Source organism: Actinotignum sp. usb-actsch-213 (assembly GCF_059085665.1).
Map to the genome: position 1 here is coordinate 1 of NZ_JBHNSQ010000085.1, position 1,034 is coordinate 1,034.

General features: G+C 53.9%; 2 protein-coding genes and 1 tRNA gene. 1 reads left to right on the plus strand and 2 read right to left on the minus strand.

Annotation, left to right across the window (positions count from 1 at the left end; genetic code table 11):
• Positions 1 to 146 precede the first annotated feature (146 nt).
• Positions 147 to 219 (minus strand) — tRNA-Arg (locus tag AC5RK6_RS09185).
• Positions 220 to 467: 248 nt separating this feature from the next.
• On the opposite strand from AC5RK6_RS09185, the gene AC5RK6_RS09190 reads away from it, so the two are divergent.
• Entirely contained in the window at positions 468 to 638 is a 171-nt protein-coding gene (locus tag AC5RK6_RS09190) for a type II toxin-antitoxin system mRNA interferase toxin, RelE/StbE family (RefSeq protein WP_320757976.1), read from the plus strand.
• Between the two features lie 215 nt (positions 639 to 853).
• On the opposite strand, the gene AC5RK6_RS09195 is transcribed toward AC5RK6_RS09190, so the two are convergent.
• A partial coding sequence (locus AC5RK6_RS09195; RefSeq protein ID WP_493926453.1) for a hypothetical protein occupies positions 854 to 1,034 on the minus strand: 181 nt, incomplete at its 5' end.

Below are 1,034 nucleotides of genomic sequence, written 5' to 3' on the forward strand. Positions count from 1 at the left end.
TTTTTGTCTATTAACCCTTCAACCCGGTCAATTTGCCGGCGTTCCTGAAGCATTCGCGTTAGGTTTTGTGGCCGGGCTTGGGTGCCTCGGGTGCGGAAAAAGAAATTGCTCCCCACCGGGATTTGCGTCACCGAGGAGGAGCTTCGCGCGCTCGAAGGGATTCGAACCCCCGACCTTCTGATCCGTAGTCAGATGCTCTATCCACTGAGCTACGAGCGCACAGTCACGAGGTGGCTACCAGCAAGCTCCTCAATAAAAAATTGAGGAGGCGAGCGATTAACCCGCCTCGTTTTGCGACAGATAAGAGTTTACATCGTTGCTCGGCGAGAACAAAATTTAGAGGCCAGGTGCGTTATGTTTCACATCTGGCCTGGCTGGGTTTGCGGCCAGTGCCGTGGCGAGAGCTGAAGTTGAGTCCCGCACCGGCGCTTCGTTTGGTAGCGTCGCTGAACTGATGGCGGATCTCAATGAGGCTGACTAGCGTCTTCCGTACACATCAGTTCAAGCGCGATGCCAAGGCGCTGTTCAAGAAGCATTACGACGCCGCAAAGCTGGCGAAGGCTATCGAAGCGCTGATGAGGCAAGATCGCGATGAGCTGCGCACACGGTATCGCGACTATGCGCTGCGGGGAGGTTAGAAAGGCTGGAGTGTACGCATCTCCCATTGCTGTTCGGCAGCTGTCCAAGTAGATTGACTAGTGATAGACCCCCGGTCAGGCCTCTAGCTTTTAGCAATGCACAAATGACCGGGGCCTTTCTCTACAGGCAGGTTAAAGGCGCCTCGGAGAGTGGGGGAAACAAGACTTGGTGCGAATTTGATGTGTTCTTGCCGGAGAAGCCGGGGTTTGGCCCGCTAATTCGTACATTTTCGGGCATGTGTAACTGCCTCATCACGTGCGCGTTGTGCGATTTTGATCCGAATTTGTGCGGCAGCTATTTTTACTCGCTCTGGATCCGTGATAAGCCGTTCGGAATCAATGTCCGCATCGCTTTCAATTTCGGCAAGTAGTTCCTCGTCTGTTCTCATTGCTAGA